We start from the raw sequence: 24791 nt of genomic DNA, 5'->3' as shown, positions 1-24791 counted from the left end.
GATGGCCATGCCCGGGGATGCCTCGGACCGCCCCCTGCCCGAGGGCGGCTGGTCGCAGGAGATCGAGAGCCTGCGCGGCGCGCTGGTCGTGCCGCCCGCGGAAAGCGCCTTCCGCCAGGCCGCGGGCGTCTTGCGCGCCGACGGCAGCCATTGCGAGACCGGCGCCTTCTGGCGCAACCACCGCGCGCTGACGCTGGCGCCCGCGGCCCCTGCCGCGCCGCCCGCCGGCCCACCCGAGGTGCTGCCCGGCCGCTGGCTCTGGGGCGGCGTTCTCTGGGTGCATTTCGGCCATTTCCTGGTCGAGAGCACCGGGCGGCTCTGGGGGCTCGAGGCCGGCCAGGGCCCCTTCGACGGCATCCTCTACATTCCCAAGCGCCCCGCCCGCGGCCAGGAGGTCGCCGGCTGGCAGCGCGCCTTCTGGCAGCTCGCGGGCTGCGACCTGCCGGTGCATGTGGCGACCCGCCCGACCGAGGTGGAAGAGCTGGTCGTGCCCGGCCAGGGTTTCGGCCTGGGCGAGATCGTCTCAGGCACGCCCGCCTTCCGCGCCTTCATGGCGGAGTTCGGCCGCGACGTGCCTGCGGAAGGACCGGAGCGGCTCTATATCTCGCGCTCGAAGCTCGGGCTCTCCAAGGGCGGGCTGATCGGGGAGAGCCGGCTCGAGGGGCACCTGGAAGCCGAGGGCTACGAGATCTTCCACCCCCAGGATCACGACCTGCCGACCCAGGTGGCGCGCTACAAGGCCGCCCGCCAGGTGCTCGCCGCCGAGGGCTCGGCGCTGCATCTCTTCGGCTTTGTCGGCCGCCCCGACCAGCGCGTCGGCATGATCCTGCGCCGCCAGTCCGGTGCCACCGAGATGATCGCCCGGCACCTGCGCAGTTTCTGCGGGATCGAACTGATCGAGATCGCCCGGCTGCAGCGCATCCTGAAGAAGAAGGGCGGCTTCAAGAAGCGCCACGACCTAGGGGTGATCCATATGGAGGAGCTGCGCCAGGCGCTGGTCGCGCAGGGCTTCATCTCCGACGGCCCCGCCTGGGAGCGGCTGCGCTGGTCGGACGTGCGCCGGGTGATCGGGGACAAATACGAGCCCCGTCGGAGGGCGGAAGCGCGGGTGGAGTGAGGGGTTTGGGCGAGGGCTGAGAGACAGATCCCGTAAATCCGCAGAGGCGCCCAGCGGTTCGACGACAGCGGGATGGTTCAACACTCCCGAACGCAAATCGCGTTTGACCTCTGTCCCGAAGCGCAACCTGACCAGCCGACACTCCCCGCCCCCCCTCTCAACACATCCCACCAGAGGGCGCGCACCGGACCGGGGGCCGGCGCTGCTGACCTCTGAGCGAAGCGCTTTATGGCTGCCAGGTCAGGACGAGACGCGAGCTAATCACGCCATCCCAAGGAGCGCCGGCCCAAGGGGCCGGTCCGGCGCGCGCCCGGCACCTTCGGTGCTATTCGGGCGCAAGAAGGGACAACGCGCCGTGCACAAGGTTGGGAATTCGCACGCCCAACCGGATCTAGCGCGTTGATGACCCCATCCGCGACAACGACCCAACACCTTGCCAAGCCCCAAAATCAGCTCCATATTTAGCCCCACATAAGGAGCCATACCATGCCCGCGCATATCCAATCCGGCCCCACCGCCAGCATCACCGAGTTCAAGCGCAACCCCATGGCGCTGATCGGAGAGGAGCCGCTGGCGGTTCTCAATCACAACGCCCCGGCCTTCTACGCCGTGCCCGCCGATCTCTTCGACGAGATCATGGACCGCCTGGAAGACGCCGAACTCAATGCCCTGGCCGACGCACGCGCCGGCGGAGAAGAGGTCTCGGTTTCGCTCGATGAGCTATGAGCTCCGCTTCCTGAAAGTCGCGAAGAAGGAGTGGGACACGCTCGACGCCTCGGTGCAGCGGCAGCTGAAACGCAAGCTCGCGGAGCGGCTCGAGGCCCCGCATGTGCCCGCGGCGCGGCTGCGCGGCGCGCGCAACCGCTACAAGATCAAGCTGCGTGCTTCGGGGTATCGACTGGTCTACGAGGTGCGGGAAAGCGATGTGGTCGTGCTTGTCGTGGCCGTCGGAAAACGCGACCGCGGTGCGGTCTACCGTACGGCCAGCGCCCGCGATTGATCCCACCACTGATCCCCCCCAACGCAAAAGGCGGCCCGCCCCTCGGCGCGCCGCCTTCCGCAAATCTCGACCCGAAAGGCTCCCTCAGCTCGCTGAGGTGCCTTCCTTCTTCTGGTCGGCGTAGATCATCAGCGGTTTCGCCTCGGCGCTCACCGCTTCCTCGTTCACCACCACCTCGTTGACCTCGTCCATCCCGGGCAGCTCGAACATCGTGTCGAGCAGGATGTCCTCGAGGATCGACCGCAGGCCGCGGGCGCCGGTTTTCCGGGCGATGGCGCGCTGCGCGATGGCCTTGAGCGCGTCATCGGTGAAGGTCAGCACCGTGTCCTCGATCTCGAAGAGCCGCTGGTACTGCTTGACCAGCGCGTTCTTCGGCTGGGTCAGGATGGTGACCAGCGCCTCGTCGTCGAGGTCCTCGAGCGTCGCCAGGACCGGCAGGCGGCCGACGAATTCGGGGATCAGGCCGAACTTCAGCAGGTCCTCGGGCTCGAGGTCCTGGAAGATCTCGCCGACGTTGCGGTCGTCGACCCCGCGCACATCGGCGCCGAAGCCCATGGCCGAGCCCTTGCCGCGCTGCGCGATGATCTTGTCGAGCCCCGCGAAGGCGCCGCCGCAGATGAACAGGATGTTGGTGGTGTCGACCTGCAGGAACTCCTGCTGGGGATGCTTGCGCCCGCCCTGGGGCGGCACGCTCGCCACCGTGCCTTCCATCAGCTTCAGAAGCGCCTGCTGCACGCCCTCGCCCGAGACGTCCCGGGTGATCGAGGGGTTCTCGGACTTGCGGGTGATCTTGTCGACCTCGTCGATGTAGACGATGCCGCGCTGCGCCCGCTCGACGTTGTATTCCGAGGCCTGCAGGAGCTTGAGGATGATGTTCTCGACATCCTCGCCGACATAACCCGCCTCGGTCAGCGTGGTCGCATCCGCCATGGTGAAGGGCACATCGAGGATGCGCGCCAGCGTCTGCGCCAAGAGCGTCTTGCCGCAGCCGGTCGGGCCGATCAGCAGGATGTTCGACTTGTTCAGCTCGATGTCGGAGCTTTTCGCCGAATGGTTCAGACGCTTGTAGTGGTTGTGCACCGCCACCGAGAGCACGCGCTTGGCCTTGGCCTGGCCGATCACGTAATCGTCCAGCACCTGGCAGATCTCGTGCGGGGTCGGCACGCCGTCGGTGGATTTGAGCCCGGTGCCCTTCGTCTCTTCCCGGATGATGTCCATGCACAGCTCGACGCATTCGTCGCAGATGAACACCGTGGGACCGGCGATGAGCTTGCGCACCTCGTGCTGGCTTTTTCCGCAGAAACTGCAATACAGCGTGTTCTTGCTGTCGCCGCCGTTATTCGTCGCCATCGTCACCCTTTCTCGGCCCGCTTCAATCGGACATGGCGCGGGCATCCCGCTCTTATTCCGGTCTCGCCAAGTCCCAGAATCTTAGGGCAGCCATGGCAGCCCTACAATCACAAATATGTCGCGGGCGGCGCAGGGTCGCGCCTGCGCCGCGGCGCGCGCCCTCAGGACTTGGCCTCGTCTCCCGCGGCACGGCTGGTCACGATATCGTCGATCAGCCCCCAGTCGCGGGCCGCCTCGGGCGACATGAAGTTGTCGCGCTCGAGCGCGGATTCGACGGTGTCGTAGTCCTGCCCGGTGTGGTGGACGTAGATCTCGTTCAGCCGCCGCTTCAGCTTCAGCGTCTCCTCGGCGTGGATCATGATGTCGGTCGCCTGGCCCTGGTAGCCGCCCGAGGGCTGGTGAACCATGATCCGGCTGTTGGGCAGCGAGAAGCGCATGTCCTTGGCGCCGCCCGCCAGGAGCAGCGAGCCCATCGAGGCCGCCTGCCCGATCACCAGCGTGGAGACCGCCGGCTTGATGTACTGCATGGTGTCGTAGATCGACAGACCCGATGTCACCACGCCGCCGGGCGAGTTGATGTACATCGAGATTTCCTTGTTCGGGTTCTCGGCCTCGAGGTGCAGGAGCTGCGCCACGATCAGGCTCGACATGCCGTCGTGCACCGGCCCGTTGAGGAAGACGATGCGCTCCTTCAGGAGGCGCGAGAAGATGTCATAGGCCCGCTCGCCGCGGCTGGTCTGCTCGACCACCATGGGCACGAGCGTGTTCATGTATGTCTCGAAAGGATCGGTCATCGGGCCTGCCTCGGTCGCTTCTGGGAAATCCGTCGCGGATGCCGCGTCGGGAGAGTCTTAGTGGTCCCCCCGGGGGCCTGCAAGAGGCCCACCCCCGCGAATCCCGCGTCATCCCGGCGCGATTTTGGCTGGGGTTGGGGGAGGGTGCGGGGGTGTGGGCGGTTGAGGGTGGTGTGATGGGGGAGTGACGGCGGGCGTTCGCAGGTGGCGCTGGGGTGTGCGGGTGTCTGGTGTCTGGTGTCCGGTGTCCGGTGTCTGGTGTCTGGTGTCTGGTGTCTGGTGTCTGGTGTCTGGTGATGCTGGGCAACATGAGGTGGCCGGAGGGCAAGAGGCCGCAGTTGGCCCCGGCCCGGGCCGGTCTCTGGATGAAGTGCATCCCCGGCGCTGCCACCAGACCGGCTCCGATGCTGCCGTCCGAGCACTCCCCGATGCTGTCCCCAGCCCGGCGCTGCCCCCAGAAGAACAGCCCATACCCTAACACCCACACCCCGCCGCCCTCTCAACACACACCACCAGAGGGCGCGCGCCGGACCGGGGGCCGGCGCTGCTGACCTCTGCGCGAGGCGCTTTATCCCAACAAGGTCAGGACTAGCGATGAGTTAAGCACGCCACTCCCAAGAGCGCCGGTCCATTGGGCCGGTCCGGCGCGCGCCCGGCACCTTCGGTGCTGTTCGGGCGCAAGGGGTGCGGGTGTGAGCCGGAGCGCGCAGTGCCAGCGGTCTGATCGGCGAGTTCCCGATGTCGTCCCGCTTGTCGCGCGCTCAACCCCGCGCCGCACACGCACCGGGCACTGCACCCGGCGTCCCAGAAACTGTCGGCCCCGCTACCCAGGCACGGCCCGACGCGTCGCAGGGAACCGCCCGCCCCGCTACCCAGGCACCGCCCGACGCGTTCCAGGCACCGCCCACCCCGCATCGCACTGCCCACCCCCGCGTCAATGCGCCCTCCCCCAGCCGCCACCGCCCCGCATTGCCGCACCCGCGCCCGCGCCTATCTGCCCTCCCCATGCCCGAGGACAGCACCAAGACCCCCGCCCGCGACCCGCTCGACCGGAGCCCGCCGACCCGCACGGCGGGGCTGGCGCGGCTCGAGGCCTTCCTGCCCGGCGCCGGGCGCGCCTATGCCGAGGGGCGCAACACCGACCCGGGGCCCGAGGCGCCCTCGGCGGTCTCAAAGCTCTCGCCCTACCTGCGCCACCGGCTCCTGACCGAGGAGGAGGTGCTCACAGCCACCCTCGCCCGGCACGCCCCCAAGGCCGCCGAGAAGTTCATCCAGGAGGTCTTCTGGCGCAGCTACTTCAAGGGCTGGCTCGAGATGCGCCCGAGCGTCTGGCAGGACTACCTGGCCACGCGCGACGCCGCCTGGGACCGGGTGCAGACGCAATCTGGCCTGCGCCGCGCCTGGGAGGAGGCCTGCCTCGGCGAGACCGGGATCGACTGTTTCGACGCCTGGGCGCGGGAGCTCGCCGCGACCGGCTACCTGCACAACCACGCGCGGATGTGGTTCGCCTCGATCTGGATCTTCACCCTGCGGCTACCCTGGGCGCTCGGCGCGGATTTCTTCCTGCGCCACCTGCTCGACGGCGATCCGGCCTCGAACACGCTGGGCTGGCGCTGGGTCGCGGGGCTGCAGACGCCGGGCAAGACCTATCTCGCGACCGCGCGGAACATCCGCAAGTTCACCAACGAGCGCTTCCACCCCAAGCACCAGCTCGCCGCCGAGGCGCTGCCGGTGCCGGGCCCCGAGAACCCGCCGCCCATGGCCGCGCCCGAGGGCGACCCTCTCGACCCCGGAAGCCGCGCGGTGCTGCTCCTGCACGAGGACGACCTCTCGCCCGGCTGGCTCCTGGAGATGGGGCTCGCGCCGCTTGCGACCGGGGTGCTGGATGCCACGGGGCGGCTCAGCCACCTCGCGCCCGCGCCGCATGTGCCCGCCTTCAAGGCCGCCGCGATGGAGGATGCCCTCGCCCGCCATGGCGATGCGCTCGGCCCGGTGACGCGCGGGCTGACCAGCGCCGAGGAGATCACCGCCTGGGCGCGGGACGCGGGCGCCGAGGAGATCGTGACGAGTTACGCCCCCGTCGGGCCCAGCGCCGACATCCTGCGCGAGATCGAGGGGCTGCCGCTCCGCCGCCCGCTCCGGGGCTATGACGCCCGCGCCTGGCCGCATGCGACCAAGGGGTTCTTCAAGTTCAAGGACCGGATTCCGGGGCTTCTCGGCGCGCTGAAGGGCATCGGCCCGGTCTGAGGGATAGGGCCGGGCTGGGGGTGGCCACGTGCGCTGCAGGCTGCCCCGGCGCGCGTCGGCACCCGCGTCACGCGGCGGATAGCCACGAACCAGATGCGCCTCACCAACCTGCGCGCCTTGCGACGATCGGCCCCGCGCCTGCCCGCCCGCACCAGCGCGCAACCTTGCGGCCACCCACGAAGCCCCGCACCAACCCTGCGCCACCTTCCCCGAAGGCACCCTGCCCCGCCGCCTCACCACGCCGCGCCGCGGCGGCTCGCCTTTAGCGATTGTGGGGGCCCAAACCCGTTAGCGTTACCTTGCGGAAGCTTAATATCTGACATACGACTTTCGTCGTAGGCGTCATTCGCGCTTATCGCGTCATGGCAAGGCCATGACGTGCGCGTCACCCCCTCGCGCCCAGCGTGTCCAGCCCCATGAGCGGACAACCGCCTTGGCTCGAACGGCGCTTTCGATTATCCCGCAAGGGTTGAGGCGTCCTGCGACTTGGCAGCCTGCCGATCCGGCCTACGAGGATAATTTCAAATGACAATTTCTCTTCCCATCGACATCGAAACCCCACAGCAGGCCGAGGCCCTGCGCCGCAATGCCGGCGATGCGGCCCAGTTTCTCAAAGCGATCAGCCACGAGGGTCGGCTGATGATCCTTTGCCATCTCGTCAGCGGCGAGAAGAGCGTGACCGAACTCGAAACCCTGCTCCAGGTGCGCCAGGCAGCGGTCAGCCAGCAACTCGCGCGGCTGCGCTCGGAAGGGCTGGTGGTCAGCCGCCGCGAGGGCAAGGGCATCTTCTACAGCCTGGCCGACGAGAAGCCCAAGGTGCTGCTCGAATGCGTGCACGGGCTGTTCTGCGCCGAAAGCGCCACGGCTGAAGCCTGAGCGCGACAGCCGGGCCGCGTCGGGTCTTTTCCCCGATAAGCGCCCGGCACTGACACCCAGGGCGCCGGCCTGACAGGCGGGCCGGCCCCGGGCACGGCGGGCGGCCCCAAGACGCCCCCGTCCCACACCCCCGGACCCCGGCGGGGCTTCCTTTCCCGCCGCGGCTCTGCCACACCTCCGGCGTCCCCGCCGCCTTCGAGGTTCCCATGCGCCCCATCCTTCTCATCCTCGCGATCTGGGTCGCGGGCCTTGGCGCTGCGGCGCAATACGCCAAGCTGGCCGTCGGCTTCGACGCGCTCTCCGAGGTCTATACCGACGCCGGGGCGGCGCTCGGCTTTGCGGTCTCGCTCCTCAGCCTCCTGGGCCTGGTCTTCGGCCTGTCCGCCGGGCGGCTGGTGGCCCGCTTCGGCGCCAAGCGCGCGCTGATCGGCGGGCTGATCCTCGGCGCGGCCATGTCGGCGCTTGAGGCGACCCTGCCGGCGCTGCCGCTGTTCCTGGCCGCGCGCACGATCGAGGGGCTCTCGCATCTGGCCATCGTGGTCGCCGCCCCGACGCTGATCGCCGAGACCGCGCCCGACCGGCTGCGGCCCGCGGCGATGACGCTCTGGAGCACCTTCTTCTCGGTGGCTTTCGCGGCCGCCGCCTGGGCCGGGCCCGCGGTGATCGCGGCCTATGGGCTCGACGGGCTGCTGCTCGCCCATGCGGTCTACCTGCTGGCCATGGCGGGGCTTCTGGCGCCGGTCCTGCCGCGCGCCACCCCGGGCGAGCCCGAGGTGACCCGCCGCGCGGGCATCCTGCGCCAGCACCTGGCGCTTTACTCCGACGCCTGGCTCTCGGCGCCGGGCTGGGGCTGGCTGTTCTACACCTTCACCTTCGTCGCGGTGCTGGTCCTGCTGCCGCAGATCGCCCCCGGCGCGCCGATCTGGCTGGCGACCGTGCTGCCGCTCGCGGCGATCCTGACCTCGCTGACGCTGGGCGTGGCGCTCCTGTCGCGGCTGAGCGCGGTCTCCATCTCGATGCTGGGCTTTGCCCTCGCGGCGGGCTGCACGCTCTGGGCGCTTCTCAGCCCCGGGACCACCACGGCGGTCATCGCGCTCTTCCTGACGCTGGGGCTGGTGCAGGCGGCGGGCTTCGCGGCGGTGCCGCAGCTCGCCCGGCGGCCGGCCGACCGGGCCATGGCCAATGGCGCCATCGCGCAGATGGGCAACCTCGGCAATCTGACCGGCACGCCGGTGGTGCTGGCGCTTCTGGGGATCGGCGGCCCGCAGGCCGCGCTCGGGGCGCTGATCTTCTGCTATCTCGCGGGCTTCGGCGTGCACGCCGTGATGGCGCGCCGCCGCGCCCGTCAGCCCGCCTCGGAGAGCCGCGCCACGTAGCGCGCCAGCATGTCGATCTCGAGGTTGATGCGCTCGCCCACCTCGGCGGCGCCCCAGGTGGTGGCCTCCTTGGTGTGCGGGATGAAGTTCACCCAGAACTCCGAACCTTCGACGTCATTGACCGTCAGCGAGGTGCCGTTCAGCGCCACCGAGCCCTTGGGCGCGATGAACTTCGCCAGGTGATCGGGGGCGCGGAAGGTGACCTTGGTGCTGTCGCCGTCGTCCTCCATGCGGGTGATCTCGGCCACGCCGTCGACATGGCCCGAGACGATATGCCCGCCCATCTCGTCGCCCATGCGCAGGGCCCGTTCGAGGTTCACGCGGTAGCCCACCGACCAGGCGCCGATATTGGTCTTGGAGACGCTTTCGGCGCTGATCTCCACGTCGAACCAGTCGGCCCCCACCGCCACGGCGGTCAGGCAGACCCCGTCGCAGGCGATCGAGGCGCCGATCTCGATGGTCTGGGTGTCGTAGCCGGTGGCAATGCGGGCGCGCAGGTCGCCGCGCTGCTCGAGCGCGCGCAGCTCGCCGATATCGGTGATCAGTCCGGTGAACATCGGGCTTTCCCTTGGGTCGTGTCTTTGCCGCAGACGGGGCGGTTCGGGCCATCTCGGGCCTTATTTTCGCCTAGCACCCCGTCTAGGCTCTCGCTCTAGTCAATCGGGGAAATAGACCGACACCATGGGTTACGCAACCGGAGACAGACGCGTCTTCCTGTTCCTGCAGGGGCCGCACGGACCGTTCTTCCACCGGCTCGGCACCATGCTGCGCAAGACCGGGGCCGAGGTCTGGCGGGTCGGCTTCAACGCCGGCGACCGCGCCTTCTGGTTCCACCCCGGCAGCTACCTGCCCTACCAGGGCAGCGCCGAGGACTGGCCCGAGACCTTCGCCGCGATCCTGTCGGAAAAACGCGTGACCGACATCGTGCTCTACGGCGACGTGCGGCGCATCCACGCCGAGGCGGTGGCCGAGGCCCGCGCCCGCGGCCTGACCGTGCATGTCTTCGAGGAAGGCTACATGCGCCCCTATTGGGTCACCTACGAGCGCGGCGGCTCGAACGGCCATTCGCGGCTCATGCGGATGTCGGTCGAGGACATGCAGGCGGCGCTGGCGCTGTCGGACATGGAGGCCCCGCTGCCGCCCGCGCATTGGGGCGACATGCGCCACCACATCTTCTACGGCGCGCTCTACCACGGCATGGTGATGCTCAGGAACGGCGCCTATCGAAACTTCCGCCCGCACCGGGCGCTGCCGGTGACCAAGGAGTTCCGTCTTTATCTGCGCCGGCTGATGCTGATGCCCTTCACCGCGCTGGAGCGGCTCTTCGAGACGGCGCACATCCGCTACGGCGGCTTCCCCTATCACCTGGTACTGCTGCAACTCGAACACGACTCGAGCTTCCAGCAACATTCGCCCTTCGCCACCATGCCCGAGTTCCTCAAGCTGGTGATCGAAGGCTTCGCCGAGGGCGCGCCGGGGCATCACCACCTGGTCTTCAAGGCCCATCCGCTGGAGGACGGCCGGGTGCCGGTGCGCCGCACGATCCGGGCGCTGGCCCGGGCGCATGGTATCGCCGACCGGGTGCATTACGTGCGCGGCGGCAAGCTGGCGCAGCTTCTGAACGACGCCCGCAGCGCGGTGACGGTCAATTCCACCGCCGCCCAGCAGGTCCTCTGGCGGGGCATCCCGCTCAAGGTCTTCGGCGATGCGGTCTATGCCAAGCCCGAGTTCGTCTCGACCCAGCCCTTGCCCGAGTTCTTCCAGCAGCCGACCCGGCCGGACAACCGCGCCTACAAGGATTACCGCCGCTACCTGCTCGAGACGAGCCAGCTTCCGGGCGGCTTCTACTCCGCGCGCGGGCGCCGACAGCTCCTGCGCCAGGTGGTCGACATGATGCTGGCACCGGACGATCCCTATGACGCGCTCTCGCGCGGCACCGCGGCCCCGCGGCAACAGTTGCGCGCGGTGACCTGAGCCCGCCCGGCCTCCGAGCTTCCATTTGTGCTGTCTTCTCGGTAGCCTGCGGAAAAAATAAGACCGAGGCAGAACAGAACAGGTCGAGGAGACCGAGCAGTGGCAGCCGTTCAATCCCGGTGGGCGCGGGGTGTCGCCCTTCTTGTCGCGACGTCGATCCTGGCGTCCTGCGGCCTTCCGCGCGTGGGCCCGAACAAACGTGAAATCTATGCCGGATCGGTGCAGCGCGAAGGCGATGCCTTCGTCATCGCGGTCAACGACCGGGTCACCCGGGCGACCGCCGTGGTGCCCTCTTTCGGGTTTTCCGAGAATTTCCAGAACGCCGGCGTCGTCGGCTCCGACGTGATCTCGCCCGGGGACATCCTCGGGCTGACGATCTGGGAGAACGTCGACGACGGGCTTCTGGCGGGCGAAGGCGTGAACGCCACCGCGCTCGAGGAAGTGCAGGTCGACGGCGCGGGCTTCATCTTCGTGCCCTACGCCGGGCGCATCCGCGCCGCGGGCAACACCCCCGAGGCCGTGCGCCGGATCATCACCGACCGGCTCTCCGACCAGACCCCCGACCCGCAGGTGCAGGTGCGCCGCATGGCGGGCGACGGCTCCACCGTGACCGTCATCAGCGAGGGCGGCGCCTCGGGCGTCTTCGCCATCGAGCGCCCGACCCGCACGCTCTCGGCCATGCTGGCCCAGGCCGGCGGCGTCGCCGTGCCCCCCGAGATCGCCCAGATCACCGTCCAGCGCGGTGGCCATACCGGCAAGATCTGGTTCCAGGACCTCTACGAGAACCCGCAGATGGACATCGCGCTGCGCGGCGGCGACAAGATCCTGATCTCCGAGGACACCCGCGCCTTCACCGCGCTTGGCGCCACCGGCACCCAGGCCCGCGTGCCCTTCGAGAGCCAGACGCTTTCGGCCGTGGAGGCCCTGGCCACCGTCGGCGGGCTGGTGCCCACCGCCTCGGATCCGACCGGCGTCTTCATCTTCCGCAACGAGCCCGCCGAGATCGCCAACCAGGTGCTCGGCCGGACCGACCTCGTGGGCGCGCAGCGCGTGGTCTATGTGCTCGACCTGACGCAGCCCAACGGCATGTTCACCGCGCGCGACTTCGTGGTGCGCGACGATGACACGCTCTACGTGACCGAGGCGCCCTTCGTGCAGTGGGACAAGACCATCGCGGCGCTGACCGGCTCGCTGGGCTCGGTCACCGCGATCCAGGATCTGACCACCTCGGTCGCAGAACTGCCGGGCGGCTGATCCATGCCCGGCGCAAGGCCGGATCAGGACGCCGGGGCCCCGCCGCCCCGGCGTCTTTTCGTCTATACCCGCAAGCTGCGCTTCGATCCTCGGATCACCCGGATCCTGGCGCTCGCGGGCTGGCAGGTGGCCACCGGGCGGCCCGGCCCCGGCGATCACGTCGGCGTCTGGGGCGCCTCGCCACTGGCGCATCGCGGCGAGCGCATGGCCCGCGCCCATGACGCGCCGCTCCTGCGGATCGAGGATGCCTTCCTGCGCTCGCTTTTCCCCGGCCGCGCCGGGGAGCCGCCGCTGGGCCTTCTGATGGACAGCCGCGGGGCGCATTTCGACCCCGCCCGGCCTTCGGACCTCGAAGAGATCCTGGCCCATGACCCGCTCGATGACGCGGGCCTTCTGACCGAGGCCCGGGCGCAGATGGCCCGGCTGCAGCGCGCGCATCTGACCAAATACGCCGCGACACGCACCGACCTGCCCCTGCCCGAGCCGGGCTACGTACTGGTCGTCGACCAGACCCGCGGCGATGCCTCGGTAACGGCCTCGGGCGCCGACCGGCTGCGCTTTCTCGAAATGCTGACCCATGCCCGCGAGGCGCATCCCGGCCAGCGCATCCTGATCCGCAGCCACCCCGAGACCGCCCAGGGCCACCGCCCGGGCCATTTCGAGGCCGGCGACCTCGCCCCCAACATCCGCTTCCACGACGATCCCGTCTCGCCCTGGCAGCTTCTCGAAGGCGCCGTCGCGGTCTACACCGTCTCATCGCAGCTCGGCTTCGAGGCGATCCTCGCGGGCCACCGCCCGCAGGTCTTCGGCCAGCCCTTCTACGCCGGCTGGGGCCTGACCGAGGACGCCTTTCCCATCGACCGCCGCCAGCGCCGGCTGACCCGCGCGCAGCTCTTCGCCGGGGCGATGATGCTCTACCCGGTCTGGTTCGATCCCTACCGCGACCGGCGCGGGCGGCTTTCCGATGCCATCGACGCGCTCGAGGCCGAGGCCCGCGCCTGGCGCGAGGACCGCGCGGGCTGGGTCGGGCGCGGCATGCGGCTCTGGAAGCGCGGGGCGCTGCAGGGCTTCTTCGGCAGCCATCGCCGCATGGTCTTCGCCGAAGGTGAGGCCGAGGCCCGCGCCCGTGCCGAAAAGGACCACCGCCGGGTCATGGTCTGGGCCGGCAAGGCGCGCGAGGACGAGCCCGCCGTCCGGGTCGAGGACGGCTTCCTGCGCTCGCGCGGGCTGGGGGCCGAGCTGGTCCCGCCCCTGTCGCTCGCGCTCGACGATCTGGGCATCTACTACGACCCGACCCGGCCTTCCCGGCTCGAACGGCTGATCGCCGAGAGCCCGCGCCTCTCCGCCGCCGAGCTGGAGCGCGCGGGCCGGCTGATCGCCTTCCTGACCGAGCGGGGCCTCAGCAAATACAACCTCGCGGGCGCCCTGCCCTCGCTGCCCGAGGGCCCCCGCATCCTGGTGCCCGGCCAGGTCGAGGACGACGCCTCGATCCTCAAGGGCGCGGGCGAGATCCGCAGCAATGCCGCCCTCTTGGCTCGGGTCCGGGCCGAAAACCCCGGGGCGCGCATCCTCTGGAAGCCGCATCCCGATGTGACCGCGGGGCTGCGCCTTGGCGCGGTGCGGGAGCCGCTGGCACATGCCGACGCCACGCTCGAGGGCACCGACATCGCCGCCGCGCTGGGGGCGGTCGAGGCGCTCTGGACGATCACCTCGCTCACCGGCTTCGAGGCGCTCCTGCGCGGGGTGAAGGTCACGACGCTGGGCACGCCCTTCTACGCCGGCTGGGGGCTGACCCGCGACCTGGGCCGGGTGCCCGCGCGGCGGCAGGGGGTGCACGGCGTGACGCTCGAGGGCTTGGTGCATGCGACGCTGATCGCCTATCCGCGCTACCGCGACCCGGTGACGGGCCGCCCCTGCCCCGTCGAGGTCGTGGCCGAACGGCTGGCCTCTGGCGCACTGCCGCGCGCCGGGGCCTTCAACCGGAGCCTGTCGAAGCTGCAGGGGCTGCTGGCGAGCCGGGCGTCGCTCTGGCGGTGAGGGGGCGGCGCGTGCCTCTAGGTCGGGCGTTTGTTAAACGGCAGGCGGCGGCACGGGTGCATCTCTGACGGCAACGCGGACCTAACGCTTGCGATGAGGGAGACAGTTCAGCCAGCAGGCCGGGTAGCCCCCTCCCGGCTGCACCTCGCGGCCCGCCTCAGCCCTTCCGCCAAATGTGCAGCACATCCGGCCCGACGGGCCGCGTCTCCACCAGCTCGAACCGGGGCGCCTCGGAAAGCGCGTCGACCCCAAGTGCGCCGAGGCCGGGGCGACCCTCGGCCCCCAGCGTCAGCCCGGCGGTGAAGCCCACCAGCTCGTCGACCAGCCCCGCGCCGAGCAGCGTCGCAGCCAGCGCGCCGCCGCCCTCGCAGAAGACCCGCGTCAGCCCTTCGGCACCCAGCGCCTCGATCACCGAGACCGGATCGAGCTGCCGCCCCGCCAGCCGGCAGGGCAGAAGCTTCGCGCCCAGCCCTTCCCAGGCGGCGCGGGTCTCGGCGGGGGCGTCGGGGCCGTGGCAGACCCAGACCGGCACCTCGCGCGCGGTGCGCGCCAGTTGCCCCATGAGCGGCAGGTCCAGAAGCCGCGAGATCACCACCCGCACCGGCTGGCGCCGGGCGCCGAGCCCGCGCACGGTCAGCGCCGGGTCGTCGGCCCGCGCGGTGCCCGCGCCGACCATGACCGCATCCGAACGGCCGCGCGCCGCATGCACCCAGGCCCGGGCGGCGGGCCCGGTGATCCACTGGCTCTCGCCGGTGGCCGTGGCGATGCGCCCGTCAAACGAGGTCGCGAGCTTCAGCGTCACCTGCGGCCGCCCGGTCTGCAGCCGGTGCAGGAAGCCCGCGTGGTCGCGCTCGGCCGCCTCGGCGCCGACGCCGGTGGTGACCGCGATGCCCGCGGCGCGCAGCATCTCGAAGCCACGGCCCGAGACCCTCGGGTCACTGTCGGAGAAAGGCGCCACCACCCGCGCCACGCCCGCTTTGATCAGCGCCTCGGCGCAGGGCGGGGTCGCGCCGTGATGGGCGCAGGGCTCCAGCGTGACATAAGCCGTGGCGCCGCGCGCGGCCGCGCCGGCCTGGGCCAGGGCCTCGGTCTCGGCATGGGGGCGGCCGCCGGGCTGGGTCCAGCCGCGCCCGACAACCCGGGAGCCCTGGACGATCACGCAGCCGACCGCCGGGTTGGGCCAGGTCTGGCCCATGCCCCGCCGGCCCAGGCTCAGCGCATGGGCCATGTGGCGTTGATCTGCCAAGCTCACTTCTCGGTCGCGGCCGGGGGTCTCAGCTCGCTGACGAATTTGTCGAAATCATCCGCCGCCTGGAAGTTCTTGTAAACGCTGGCAAAGCGCACGTAAGCGACGGTGTCGATCCGGGCGAGGGCCTCCATCACGATCTCGCCGATCTGCTTCGAGGGGATGTCCGTCTCGCCCATGCTTTCGAGCCGCCGCACGATGCCCGAGATCATCTGGTCGATGCGTTCGGGCTCCACCGGGCGCTTCTGCATGGCGATGCGGATCGAGCGCTCCAGCTTGTCGCGGTCGAAATCCTCGCGCCGGCCGTTGGTCTTGATGACCACGAGGTCGCGCAGCTGCACCCGCTCGTAGGTGGTGAAGCGCCCGCCGCAGGCCGGGCAGAACCGCCGCCGTCGGATCGAGACGTGATCCTCGGCCGGACGGGAATCCTTCACCTGGGTGTCGATATTTCCGCAAAACGGGCAGCGCATCGGCCGTCCCCCCTGGTCTTTGTCTGCCTCAAAAAGGGGTTGGCCCCCGTTTATCCACAGCCACTATAGGGGTTTGGGCATAATTTGGGTAGAGGGGATTTTCGCCCCCTAGATCGTGGGTTGATCCAGCGCCATATGGGCGGCCACCTTCCGCTGATGCGGCGCGTCGCGATGTTCGAAAAGGTAAATTCCTTGCCAGGTTCCAAGCAGCATCCGCCCGTTTTCGACGGGAATTGACAGGCTGCCGGGCAGAAGTGCCGCCTTGATGTGCCCCGGCATGTCGTCCGGGCCCTCGTAGGTATGGGTGAGATAGGACATGGCCGGATCGCTGCTCGGCGGCACCAGCCGCGAGAGATAGGCGAGGAGGTCGTCCTGCACCTCGGGGTCGGCGTTTTCCTGGATCAGGAGGCTCGCCGAGGTGTGGCGCAAAAAGAGCGTCAGGAGCCCCGTGCCCTGAACCCAGGCGGCGACCTCGGGGGTGAACTCGTAGAGCCCCTGCCCCCGGGTCTGGATGGTGAGCTGCGTGATCATGGCCCGCAGCCTAGCCGGGCTGGGCGCGAGCGCCAGCCCCTTACGCGCCAGCCCCTTACACGTCGGTGGCGACGCAGCGGACCGAAGGCATGTCGTTTTGGCCCCAGTCGAAGAGGATCGGCGTGCCGTTGTCGTGCACGGCGGGCATCGAGGCGACCTGGGCCAGCGTCTCGCGGCAGTCGGCCAGTTCGGAGGAGAGCACCTCGATTTCGATCACCTCGGGGTCGGGGCCGGTCATCACCTCGCTGGCCGCGAGGGCTGCGGCGGAGGCGCAGATCAGGGCGGTGGCAGTCAGAGCAATGCGTTTCATGTCTTTTCCCTTTGGCATTGGCTGGAAAACGCCGAGACCGCCGAAAGGGTTTCATGCCGCGGGTTAACGTCACGTTTCGGTGTGAAGGCAAGGGCGCGGTTCCGGGCGCTGCAACCCCTGCGCCCCGGGCTGCGTTGGGGGCCGAACTGACAAGACAGAACAAGGAGAACTTCCATGGCCGCCAAGACGCTGTTCATCACCGGGGCCTCTTCGGGGATCGGGGCCGAGACCGCCCGCGCCGCGGTTGCCGCAGGTTGGAACGTGGGCCTCTTCGCCCGCTCCGAGGACAAGATCGCCGATCTCGCCAAGGAGCTGGGCGACAAGGCGCTGGCGCTGCCCGGCGATGCAACCAAGCTCGAGGACCAGGAGGCCGCGCTCGAGAAGCTCGCCAAGACCTTCGGTTCGGTCGACGCGGCCTTCGCCAATGCCGGCACCGGCCTCAGCGCCGCGGGCACCGAGGCGGGCGATCCCGAGGAATGGCGCAAGATGGTCGAAATCAACATCCTCGGCGTGCTCTGGACCACCAAAGCCGCCATGCCGCATCTGAAGGCCAGCATGGGCCACCTGGTGCTGACCGGCTCGGCCGCCGGACGGGTGCACATCAAGGGCTCGGTCTACGGCGCCTCGAAGTGGTTCGTGCATGGCTACGGCGGCAACCTCGCCGAGGAGATGCGCGAGTTCGGCGGACGCTGCACCGTCGTGGCCCCGGGCATGGTCGACACGCCCTTCTTCGACGAGGCCAAGCCCGACAAGCTCAAGCCGCAGGACATCGCCGACAGCGTGGTCTTCGCGCTGAATGCCGACAAGCGGGCGAATGTGCAGGAAATCTTCGTGATGCCAAACAATTGAGGCCCGGACCTCATGTCAGGCAAAAGGCGGACGGGGCCGGTCTGGCCCCGTTCGCTGAGATCAGCAGATCGGCGGCGGCAGGTCCTGCGGCCGGTCGAGCTCTGCCGGGTTGTAGGGCGCCGGATCGCCCGCGGTGAAGAACTCCGCTGGCTCCGCGTCCATGAGGGCCGCCTCTGCGGGCAGGGCGAACCCGAGCGCTGCGAGAAGCGTCATCATACGTATCATGCACATCTCCTTTGTTTCACGCCTGGTCTGAAGATCGGCACGCTTAGCCTGTGCGGCAACGCGCGACCACGCAGAGGTGATGTGCAGACACGAAGGCGTGCGGGCTTTGCGATGGACCGTGAAGCGGGGCCTAGCAGGCGCCGTCCCAGCTCTGGCTTTCGGGGCAATAGCGCTGGCCCGCCGCCTCTTTCGCCTCGAAGACCGGGTAAAGGTCCATCTCGCTCAGCGTGCCCGGATCGCAGGTGAGCTGCGCCAGCGCCTCGCCGTCCTCGATCACCGTGACGCCGCCTTCCGCCGGGGCCTCGAGGTCGAGCCGGTCGGCGCTGACGTAAAGCTCATAGGCGACCGGCCCGTTGTAGAGCGTCAGCACCTCCCAGAAGTACCGCCCGATGCCGGGCCAGGGCAGCATATCGACCTCGGTGACGGGGCGGGCCAGCAGCATCTCGGCGGGGCCCTCGGGCGGGCCGTAGCGGTAGATCAGCACTCCGCCCTGCAGGCAGAGGTCGAGCTGGCGCGCGCCTTCCTTGACCGTGCAGCGCATGAGCCCCTGCCCGGCGCCGAAACAGCCGGCCGCCGCGGGGGCGGCGAGAAGCGCGAGGCAGAGGGACAGGCAGAGAAGGCGCATGGGGCGCGCGGGCCTCCGGCAAGGGCAGCACGAAAAAGGCGCCCCGCGGGGCGCCTTTCGAGAGCTCACTGATCGAGGAACGAGCGCAGTTTGCGCGATCGCGAGGGATGCTTGAGCTTCCTCAGCGCCTTGGCCTCGATCTGGCGGATCCGCTCGCGGGTCACGCTGAACTGCTGGCCCACTTCCTCCAGCGTGTGGTCGGTGTTCATGCCGATGCCGAAGCGCATCCGCAGGACCCGTTCCTCGCGCGGGGTGAGCGAGGAGAGCACGCGCGTCGTGGTCTCCTTCAGGTTCTCCTGGATCGCGCTGTCGAGCGGCAGGACCGCGTTCTTGTCCTCGATGAAATCGCCGAGCTGGCTGTCTTCCTCGTCGCCGATGGGCGTCTCGAGCGAGATCGGCTCCTTGGCGATCTTCATCACCTTGCGGACCTTCTCGAGCGGCATCTGCAGCTTCTCGGCCAGCTCCTCCGGCGTCGGCTCGCGGCCGATCTCGTGCAGCATCTGGCGGCCGGTGCGCACCAGCTTGTTGATCGTCTCGATCATGTGCACCGGGATGCGGATGGTGCGCGCCTGGTCGGCGATCGAGCGGGTGATCGCCTGGCGGATCCACCAGGTCGCATAGGTCGAGAACTTGTAACCCCGGCGATACTCGAACTTGTCCACGGCCTTCATCAGGCCGATGTTGCCTTCCTGAATGAGATCAAGGAATTGCAGACCGCGGTTCGTGTATTTCTTGGCGATGGAGATCACCAGCCGCAGGTTCGCCTCGACCATTTCCTTCTTGGCCTGGCGGGCTTCCTTCTCGCCCTTCTGGACCTGCTGGACGATGCGGCGAAACTCCGAGATGTCGAGGCCGACGTATTGGCCGACCTGCGCCATGTCGGCGCGCAGGCCCTCGACCTTGTCGGCGCTCTTCTCGATGAAGCTCTGCCAGCCGCGGCCCGGCTTCTCGGCCATGCGCTCCATCCAGTTCGGATCGAGCTCGCGGCCGCGGTATGCCTCGATGAACTCGCGGCGGTTGATGCGGGCGTGGTCCGCGAGCTTCACCATGGCGCTGTCGATCGACATGATCCGGCGGTTGATGCCGTAGAGCTGGTCGACCAGCGCCTCGATGCGGTTGTTGTGCAGGTGCAGCTCGTTGACCAGTTTCACGATCTCGGAGCGCAGCTTCTGGTAGGTCGCCTCGTCGGCCTTGGTGAAGGAGCCGTCCTCGTTCAGGGTCGCCGAGATCCGGCGGTCCTGCATGGCCGAGAGGTCTTCGTAATCCTGGGCGATGCGGTCGAGGGTCTCGAGGACGCGCGGCTTCAGCGCGGTCTCCATCGCGGCAAGCGACATGTTCGCCTGCTCGTCCTCTTCGTCGTCGTCGTCGTTGTTGCGGATCGGGTTGCCGTCGGCGTCGAGCTCGGGTTCGGCCTTCTTCTCGGGCTTCTCCTGCTTCACGTTCTTGGCGGCGGCGATCTCGGTCTCGGCCACGGCCTCGACCAGTTCCTCGCTCTCCTCGCCCATCTGGCCCGAGAAGGTGGTCTCGAGGTCGATCACGTCGCGCAGAAGAATGTCTTCGTTCAGAAGTTCCTCGCGCCAGATGGTGATCGCCTGGAAGGTCAGCGGGCTTTCGCAGAGGCCCGCGATCATCGTGTTGCGGCCGGCCTCGATGCGCTTGGCGATGGCGATCTCGCCTTCGCGGGACAGCAGTTCGACCGAGCCCATCTCGCGCAGGTACATGCGCACCGGGTCATCGGTGCGGTCGAGCTTTTCCTGCCCGCCGGAGGACACCGCGACGTCCCGCCCCTTCGAGGCGTCGACGACCTCGGTCGAGCCGCTCTTGCGCTCTTCCTCTTCCTCGGCTTCCTCGTCGTGTTCGGTGACCTGGATGCCCATCTCCGAGAGCATCGACATGACGTCCTCGATCTGGTCCGAGGAGACCTGGTCCTGCGGCAGCACCTCGTTGAGCTGGTCGTAGGTGATGTAGCCGCGTTCCTTGGCCTCCGCGATCATGCGTTTGACCGCGGCCTGGCTCATGTCGAAGGAGACGTCCTCCTCCTGGGTCTCTGGCTTGGCATCGTCGTTGTCTTTGGCGGCCATTCAGTGCTCCTTACAGCGGGCTAACCCACGGACAGGCGATTCGCTGGTCCGAATCAATAGCGTGCGTATCTGATTCGCACACCCGTCACACCGGATTCTTTCCCGTCTTTCTGCCTCTCAGCCGCGTTTCCGGTCCTTCGCGAATGAGATGGTATCGAGAAGAGCGGCGAAGCTCTCCCGTTCCGACCTGTCGATCAGCGCCCCGTTGGCGCCGGTGTCGTATTCCGTATCGTCCTCCCGCAGCGCCCGTTCGGCCTTTGCGCGGGCCTCCGCGGCCTGCCCGAGACGCCAGGTCAGCGCCTCGTCCGCGCCCTCGTCGAAATCCTCCATGGCCTCGGCGATCTCGGCCTCGAGCCCATGCGCCGTCCCGAGCTTTGCCAGCTCCTCGGCGATCGTCAGCCGCACCAGCGCCAGGTCGTCGGGGTGGCGCAGGCACGGAGTGATCGCGACATGGCGTGCCGAGAGCAGCGATTCAAGGGCCTCGGGACCGATTGCCGCCGCGCCGCCCTCCATCGCGGCCTCGCGGCTGGCCGGGCGGTCGCGCAGAAGGGCGGCACGCAGGGCCGCGTGATCGGGCTCGGCGCAGTCCATGTCCTCGAGCGCGGTCTCGAACTCCTCGACCAGCCCCGGCGCATGCAGAAGTGCCGCCAGGATCACCGCCTCGCGCAGGCGCCGCTCGCCGGCCTCTCCGGCAGCGACCAAGAGCGAGGCCTTGGCCTCCTGGGTCGGCTGCGGGGCGGCGTCGCGCGGCCGCCAGGGCCCGCGCCCGCCGCCCTGTTTCGCCGGACGCTGCGGGCGGAAGAGCTGCCAGCGCAGCTCCTTGATCTCCTGGCCGTAGTGGTGCCGCAGCGAGGGATCGCGAATCGCCTGGATCTTCTCGCGCAGCGCCCGGTCGAGCGCGGCCTTGCGCTCGGGGCTGTCGAAGATCTTGCCCTCGGTCTCGCGCTGCCAGAGGAGCTGCACCATCGGCATGGCGGCGTCGAGCACCTTGGTGATGCCCTCCTGTCCCTCGGCGCGGATCAGGTCGTCGGGGTCCTGGCCCTCGGGCATGAGCGCGAAGCGCAGCGACTTGCCGGCCTCGAGCAGCGGCAGCGCCAGGTCGATCACCCGGTAGGCCGCGCGCACCCCCGCCCGGTCGCCGTCGAGCGCCACGATCGGCTCGTCGGCCACCCGCCAGAGCGCCTGCAGCTGCGCCTCGGTCACCGCGGTGCCGAGCGGCGCCACCGAGGCCTCGAAGCCCGCGCGCGAGAGGGCGATCACATCCATGTAGCCCTCGGCCACGATCAGCCGCTGACCCTTGCCCGCGGCTTCCCGCGCGGGGCCGAGGTTGTAGAGGTTGCGCCCCTTGTCGAACAGCTCGGTCTCGGGGGAGTTGAGGTATTTCGCCTTGTCCTCGGGATCCATGGCGCGGCCGCCGAAGGCGATGGCGCGCCCGCGCGCGTCGCGGATCGGAAAGAGGATGCGGTTGCGGAAGACGTCGTAGGGCTTGCCCCCGCGCGACGAGGGTTTGGCCAGCCCCGCCGCCATGATCAGCTCGGCCTGCACGCCCTTGGCGGTCAGATGGTCCCAGAGCGCCTGCCAGCCGTCCGGCGCGAAGCCGATCTCGAAGCGCTCCAGCGCCGCGGCATCGAGCCCGCGCCCGGCCAGGTAGTCGCGCGCCGGCCCCGCCGCCCCGGTGTTGAGCGACATCCGGTAGAACTTCAGCGCGTCCTCCATGACGCGCGCCAGCTCGGTGCGGCGGTCGGCCTTCTCCTGCGCCTTGGGGTCCTGGGCGGGCACCTGCATGCCCACCTCGCCGGCGAGGATCTCGATGGCCTCCATGAAGCCCACGTTCTCGCTTTCGCGCACAAAGGAGATGGCGTCGCCCTTGGCGTGACAGCCGAAGCAGTAGAAGAACCCCTTGCGGTCGTCGACGTGGAACGAGGCGGTCTTCTCGTGGTGGAAGGGGCACGGCGCCCAGAAGTCGCCCTTGGCCTGGTTCGACTTGTGCTTGTCCCACATGACCTTGCGCCCGACGACCTGCGAGAGGGTCGTGCGGTCACGCAGTTCATCGAGGAAACCGGGGGGCAGACTCATGCCCCGAATATCGAGGCTTCGCGCGCGCGAGTCCAGCGGATGGCGCGGGGCGCGGCGGCCGCCCCGCGCGTTGCTTATCTCGGGCCCGGGGCCGTCACATCGACTGGCACTGGGCGATCCAGCTTTCGCCGACATCGGCGCCAAGCTGGTCCTCGGGCAGGGAATAGACCCATTCCGCGATGGCGGGGACCACCGCGGCGTATTTCTGCGCCTCACCCGAGAGGTCGCTGGCGATGCCCGCCTGGGCGCTGTCGCGGGCACTGCCCGACTGGCGCGCCTCGACCACCTGCATGACGATCTCGGCCTGCAGGTCGCATTCGGCATCCGCCTCCTGTGCGAAGGCGGCGGGGGTCACGGCCATGAGGCAGGCCGCGGAAAGAAGTGCTGTTCTCATCGGACAAACTCCATACCGGCAAACGATTGAGAGAAGAGCTAGGCCCGCCGCCCCCGGCTGTCACCCGGGGCAAGCGGGATGATGCCGATTTCGGGGCCCCGGCGCGGGCACGCGGCGGCCCCGCCCTCTCAGAGACCCTTGGCGCGGTAGGCCTGCGAGACGCGGTCGATGGCGACCATATAGGCCGAGGTCCGCAGGTCGGTCACATCGCCCCGCTCGATCCAGGGCTCGCGCATCGACTGGTAGGCGACGCGCATGGTGTCATCGAGGCCCGAGCGCACCAGCTCCAGCTCGCTGGCGCCCTGCATGTAGACCTTCTTGAAGTCCTCGGAGAGCGCCCATTTGCCGTCGAGCGCCTCGGAGAGCCGCTCCAGCTCGCTGACCACGAGCGCGTGCTGGCCCTCCTCGAGGCGCCGCTGCATCCGGCCGAAGCGGATGTGGCTGAGGTTCTTCACCCATTCGAAATAGGAGACCGTCACACCGCCCGCGTTGGCGTAGAGGTCGGGGATCACCACGATGCCGCGCTCGCGCAGCTTCTGGTCGGCGCCCGCGGTGATCGGGCCGTTGGCGGCCTCGATGATCAGCGGCGCCTTGATGTTGTCGACGTTGCCGGTGTGGATCACGCCTTCCAGCGCGGCGGGGATCAGGATGTCGCAATCGGACTCGAGGAGCTTGCCGCCGTCCTCGACGTATTCCGCCTCCGGGAAGCCTTTCACGCCGCCGGTCTCGTTCATGTACTCGCGCACGTGGTCGACCGCGATGCCGTTCTCGTTCCAGAGCCCGCCGTCGCGCTCGACGATGCCGACGATCCGCGCGCCGTCCTCCTGGGCCACGAATTTCGCCGCGTGATAGCCCACGTTGCCGAGGCCCTGGACCACCACCCGCTTGCAGTCGAGATCGCCCGAGAGCCCCGCCCGGCGCTTGTCCTCGGCGTGGCGGAAGAACTCGCGCAGCGCGTATTGCACGCCGCGGCCCGTGGCCTCGATCCGGCCCTGAATGCCGCCGGCGTTCAGGGGCTTGCCGGTGACGCAGGCGCGGGCGTTGATGTCGGTGGTGGCCATCCGGGCGTATTGGTCGGCCATCCAGGCCATCTCGCGCTCGGAGGTGCCCATGTCCGGCGCCGGCACGTTCTGGGAGGGGTTGATCAGGTCGCGCTTGATCAGCTCGTAGGCGAAGCGGCGGGTGATCATCTCCATCTCGCGCTCGTCGTATTCGCGCGGATCGACGCAGAGCCCGCCCTTGGAGCCGCCGAAGGGCGCCTCGACAAGCGCGCATTTGTAGGTCATCAGCGCCGCCAGCGCCTCGACCTCGTCCTGGCTGACCGTGGTGTCGAAGCGGATGCCGCCCTTGACCGGCTCCATGTGCTCGGAATGCACCGACCGGTAACCGACGAAGGTGCGGATCTCGCCGCGCAGACGGACCCCGAAGCGCACGGTATAGGTCGAGTTGCAGACCCGGATCTTCTCGCGCAGGCCGGGGCTCAGATCCATCAGATCGGCCGCGCGGTTGTACATTATGTCCACGCTTTCGCGGAACGACGGCTCGGAATGATGGGTGGCGGTGCTGGACATCTGGGGTCTCCCTCCTCTCCGTTTCCGCGCCGCCAAGGGGCGCGCGGCGCGCCGGTAGACCCGGCGACTCGGGGTAAACTGTCGCTCAGTGCGCCCCGGAGGTCCAACTGAAAGCCCCGCTGAAATGCGGCAGGATTATGGCCGTTATGGGCGCTTTTCGGGACAACCACACGTTGACGGCCGCATTGTCTCCGGTTGCAGGCGATTTGCCCGATTTACTTGCCTTAGCGGCCATATTTCGGCCCACTTCCTGGGGCAAACATTCTTTCTGGAGCATGTGTGTGCGCTCGATTGCCAGAACGGCGAACAAGGCCGCGAGGACCCGTGATCGGGTGGAAAGGTGCGGAATGTGTGATGTAAATGTGACCGGGGAGACCCGTGCCCGCGC

General features: G+C 69.1%; 23 protein-coding genes. 10 read left to right on the top strand and 13 right to left on the bottom strand.

The genetic code is table 11. The features are described 5' to 3' along the window. The first annotated feature begins 1 nt into the window (after position 1). The 3 genes from ACX938_RS13350 (at position 2) to ACX938_RS13340 (ending at position 2117) form a co-directional block, all read left to right on the top strand. Positions 2-1117: a glycosyltransferase 61 family protein gene (locus ACX938_RS13350; protein WP_459431418.1), complete on the top strand. Its 1116-nt coding sequence runs from the start codon at positions 2-4 to the stop codon at positions 1115-1117. A gap of 486 nt (positions 1118-1603) precedes the next feature. Then, positions 1604-1843: a type II toxin-antitoxin system Phd/YefM family antitoxin gene (locus ACX938_RS13345; protein WP_232755078.1), complete on the top strand. Its 240-nt coding sequence runs from the start codon at positions 1604-1606 to the stop codon at positions 1841-1843. Beyond that, the gene (locus ACX938_RS13340; RefSeq protein WP_459431417.1) at positions 1833-2117 is read left to right on the top strand and encodes a type II toxin-antitoxin system RelE family toxin; all 285 of its coding nucleotides are present in this window, start codon (positions 1833-1835) and stop codon (positions 2115-2117) included. Before ACX938_RS13345 ends, ACX938_RS13340 begins: the two co-directional genes overlap by 11 nt. An 84-nt stretch (positions 2118-2201) precedes the next feature. On the opposite strand, the gene clpX is transcribed toward ACX938_RS13340, so the two are convergent. Further along, entirely contained in the window at positions 2202-3467 is a 1266-nt protein-coding gene (clpX, locus tag ACX938_RS13335) for an ATP-dependent Clp protease ATP-binding subunit ClpX (RefSeq protein ID WP_232755076.1), read from the bottom strand. A 161-nt stretch (positions 3468-3628) separates the two neighbouring features. Further along, the gene (locus tag ACX938_RS13330) at positions 3629-4261 is read right to left on the bottom strand and encodes an ATP-dependent Clp protease proteolytic subunit (protein WP_232755075.1); all 633 of its coding nucleotides are present in this window, start codon (positions 4259-4261) and stop codon (positions 3629-3631) included. A gap of 1005 nt (positions 4262-5266) precedes the next feature. On the opposite strand from ACX938_RS13330, the gene ACX938_RS13325 reads away from it, so the two are divergent. The 3 genes from ACX938_RS13325 to ACX938_RS13315 all read left to right on the top strand — a co-directional run bounded on the left by ACX938_RS13325 (position 5267) and on the right by ACX938_RS13315 (position 8760). After that, a complete protein-coding gene (locus ACX938_RS13325) occupies positions 5267-6508 on the top strand; it encodes an FAD-binding domain-containing protein (protein ID WP_459431416.1) in 1242 nt (413 codons plus the stop codon). Positions 6509-7033: 525 nt separating this feature from the next. Next, positions 7034-7384, top strand: coding sequence for an ArsR/SmtB family transcription factor (locus tag ACX938_RS13320; RefSeq protein WP_232755073.1), 351 nt, complete (start codon positions 7034-7036; stop codon positions 7382-7384). A gap of 206 nt (positions 7385-7590) precedes the next feature. Beyond that, the gene (locus ACX938_RS13315) at positions 7591-8760 is read left to right on the top strand and encodes an MFS transporter (RefSeq protein WP_459431415.1); all 1170 of its coding nucleotides are present in this window, start codon (positions 7591-7593) and stop codon (positions 8758-8760) included. On the opposite strand, the gene ACX938_RS13310 is transcribed toward ACX938_RS13315, so the two are convergent. Then, positions 8730-9317 carry a riboflavin synthase gene (locus tag ACX938_RS13310; protein WP_232755071.1) on the bottom strand — a complete coding sequence of 196 codons (588 nt, stop codon included), beginning with the start codon at positions 9315-9317 and terminating at the stop codon, positions 8730-8732. The genes ACX938_RS13315 and ACX938_RS13310 overlap by 31 nt on opposite strands. Before the next feature lie 124 nt (positions 9318-9441). On the opposite strand from ACX938_RS13310, the gene ACX938_RS13305 reads away from it, so the two are divergent. From ACX938_RS13305 to ACX938_RS13295, 3 genes are all read left to right on the top strand, one after another. Continuing rightward, positions 9442-10734, top strand: a complete 1293-nt coding sequence (locus tag ACX938_RS13305) for a capsule biosynthesis protein (RefSeq protein WP_459431414.1) — start codon at positions 9442-9444, stop codon at positions 10732-10734. A 99-nt stretch (positions 10735-10833) separates the two neighbouring features. Then, complete coding sequence (locus ACX938_RS13300) at positions 10834-11988, top strand: polysaccharide biosynthesis/export family protein (RefSeq protein ID WP_232755069.1); 1155 nt, start codon at positions 10834-10836, stop codon at positions 11986-11988. A gap of 3 nt (positions 11989-11991) precedes the next feature. Then, a complete protein-coding gene (locus tag ACX938_RS13295) occupies positions 11992-14025 on the top strand; it encodes a capsular polysaccharide biosynthesis protein (RefSeq protein ID WP_459431413.1) in 2034 nt (677 codons plus the stop codon). A gap of 157 nt (positions 14026-14182) precedes the next feature. Here the strand turns inward: ACX938_RS13295 and ribD are convergent, their stop codons facing one another. The 4 genes from ribD to ACX938_RS13275 form a co-directional block, all read right to left on the bottom strand. Beyond that, a complete protein-coding gene (gene ribD, locus ACX938_RS13290; RefSeq protein WP_459431456.1) occupies positions 14183-15253 on the bottom strand; it encodes a bifunctional diaminohydroxyphosphoribosylaminopyrimidine deaminase/5-amino-6-(5-phosphoribosylamino)uracil reductase RibD in 1071 nt (356 codons plus the stop codon). 20 nt (positions 15254-15273) lie between these two features. Continuing rightward, entirely contained in the window at positions 15274-15741 is a 468-nt protein-coding gene (nrdR, locus tag ACX938_RS13285; protein ID WP_232755067.1) for a transcriptional regulator NrdR, read from the bottom strand. A gap of 108 nt (positions 15742-15849) precedes the next feature. Beyond that, positions 15850-16272 (bottom strand): secondary thiamine-phosphate synthase enzyme YjbQ, encoded by a 423-nt coding sequence (locus ACX938_RS13280; protein WP_459431412.1) that lies wholly within the window; start codon positions 16270-16272, stop codon positions 15850-15852. 55 nt (positions 16273-16327) lie between these two features. After that, a complete protein-coding gene (locus ACX938_RS13275; RefSeq protein WP_232755065.1) occupies positions 16328-16582 on the bottom strand; it encodes a hypothetical protein in 255 nt (84 codons plus the stop codon). A 174-nt stretch (positions 16583-16756) separates the two neighbouring features. Here ACX938_RS13275 and ACX938_RS13270 point away from each other — a divergent pair, with 174 nt between their 5' ends. Next, complete coding sequence (locus tag ACX938_RS13270) at positions 16757-17431, top strand: SDR family oxidoreductase (protein WP_459431411.1); 675 nt, start codon at positions 16757-16759, stop codon at positions 17429-17431. A gap of 60 nt (positions 17432-17491) precedes the next feature. Here ACX938_RS13270 and ACX938_RS13265 read toward each other — a convergent pair whose 3' ends face one another. From ACX938_RS13265 to ACX938_RS13240, 6 genes are all read right to left on the bottom strand, one after another. Next, the gene (locus ACX938_RS13265; protein WP_232755063.1) at positions 17492-17656 is read right to left on the bottom strand and encodes a hypothetical protein; all 165 of its coding nucleotides are present in this window, start codon (positions 17654-17656) and stop codon (positions 17492-17494) included. A 130-nt stretch (positions 17657-17786) separates the two neighbouring features. Continuing rightward, entirely contained in the window at positions 17787-18281 is a 495-nt protein-coding gene (locus ACX938_RS13260; RefSeq protein ID WP_459431410.1) for a hypothetical protein, read from the bottom strand. A 65-nt stretch (positions 18282-18346) separates the two neighbouring features. Continuing rightward, a complete protein-coding gene (gene rpoD, locus ACX938_RS13255) occupies positions 18347-20362 on the bottom strand; it encodes an RNA polymerase sigma factor RpoD (protein WP_232755061.1) in 2016 nt (671 codons plus the stop codon). Positions 20363-20479: 117 nt separating this feature from the next. Continuing rightward, positions 20480-22438, bottom strand: coding sequence for a DNA primase (gene dnaG, locus ACX938_RS13250; protein WP_459431409.1), 1959 nt, complete (start codon positions 22436-22438; stop codon positions 20480-20482). 94 nt (positions 22439-22532) lie between these two features. Then, a complete protein-coding gene (locus tag ACX938_RS13245) occupies positions 22533-22832 on the bottom strand; it encodes a hypothetical protein (protein ID WP_459431408.1) in 300 nt (99 codons plus the stop codon). A 128-nt stretch (positions 22833-22960) separates the two neighbouring features. Beyond that, a complete protein-coding gene (locus tag ACX938_RS13240; protein ID WP_232755058.1) occupies positions 22961-24403 on the bottom strand; it encodes a Glu/Leu/Phe/Val family dehydrogenase in 1443 nt (480 codons plus the stop codon). Positions 24404-24791 lie beyond the last annotated feature (388 nt).

It is taken from the genome of Roseivivax sp., assembly GCF_054552075.1.
This window is presented reverse-complemented; position numbering and strand designations above follow the sequence as displayed.